The organism is Paenibacillus macquariensis (assembly GCF_900156375.1).
Lineage (GTDB): Bacteria > Bacillota > Bacilli > Paenibacillales > Paenibacillaceae > Paenibacillus_AQ > Paenibacillus_AQ macquariensis.
The window spans coordinates 1-1,287 of sequence record NZ_FTNK01000071.1; the positions used below are offsets into that span (position 1 = coordinate 1).

At 34.7% G+C, this 1,287-nt stretch carries 1 protein-coding gene and 1 pseudogene; both read left to right on the plus strand.

Translation table 11 applies throughout. From position 1 onward, the window contains the following. Nucleotides 1–110: 110 nt before the first annotated feature. Nucleotides 111–1,022, plus strand: a complete 912-nt coding sequence (locus BW961_RS29395) for a polysaccharide deacetylase family protein (RefSeq protein ID WP_076577147.1) — start codon at nt 111–113, stop codon at nt 1,020–1,022. A 60-nt stretch (nt 1,023–1,082) separates the two neighbouring features. Further along, nucleotides 1,083–1,287: pseudogene (locus BW961_RS29400) on the plus strand (LCP family protein); the annotation flags it as partial.

Below are 1,287 nucleotides of genomic sequence, written 5' to 3' on the forward strand. Positions count from 1 at the left end.
ACAGCGACTTTTATAATTATTGCACCAGATCTGCATGATATCTATTAATCTATTTATTTAAACCAATGATCACAGATGCTTCAGTACACCATGGAAAGGTTTGGAAAATAGTGAAAACATCGAGAAGAAATAAAAGGGCAAGGATAAGAAAGGCAAGAATACGTTTTGGGATTATTGTTCTAGTAACAATTTTTCTCATGATCTTTTTAATAGGGAAAATACATTCTATTCACGAAGAAGGAGTGCTTCAAGAAGCTATCAAACAAGAGGCTATACAACAAGAAGCTATCAAACAAGAGGCTATACAACAAGAAGCTATCAAACAAGAGGCTGTCAAACAAGAAGCCATAAAACAAGATGCAATAAAACAAAAAGCAAAACAACAAAAAAAATCTGACGGAAAACCTAAAGGGAAAGTTGTTTACCTAACATTTGATGATGGCCCTAGTAAATTAACGGATCAATTCTTAGATGTATTAAAAGAGCAAAATGTAAAAGCAACGTTTTTCATGCAAGGAAGTAATTTGAAAAAAACAAATTTACAAGAAAGTGTAAAACGAGTAATACGAGAAGGACATTATATTGGTGGACATAGTATGTCCCATGATTATCAAAAGTTATATACAAATAAACAGTTTGTACCAGAGATGAATGAAACCTTAGCTCTTATCCATGATATTACAGGTACAAATCCTAGGTTGGTTCGTGCACCTTATGGTTCAGCACCAGGATTGAGAAGTGAGCGAATTCGTAATCAAATTGTAGAATCTGGAATTAAGCTTTGGGATTGGACAATTGATTCTAACGACTGGAGATTAAAAGGTCATCGGAACCAAATTCTAGAAAATATTAAAAGGGAAACAAAAGCTGACGTAGAAGTCGTTCTCATGCATGAAAAATCACAAACATTACAGGAACTAACAGAAATCATTACATTTTATAGGGATAAAGGATATGCGTTTGGTGTTTATAATGACGATAATCACTTTGTCCTAAATTTTCAGAATGATGAACGACTGTAGTCGGGTTAAACATATGAACACCACGTTATATTACACTCCAAATATTAGGAAGGAACTGGAATGATGAACAAGAGAATCAAAAAAAAATTCATAGTAGTTCTAGCGCTAGTACTAGTCTTGATCGGATTAGGAGCTTTTGTGTTCCGTAAACCGTTAGCTATGCTGGCATTTGATATATTTCTGTCTGATCGGGTAGTGAGCACGTTAGAGGAGAAGTCATATAAACCGCTAGACGGGAACGGGGATGTAACTACTCCTATAGTAG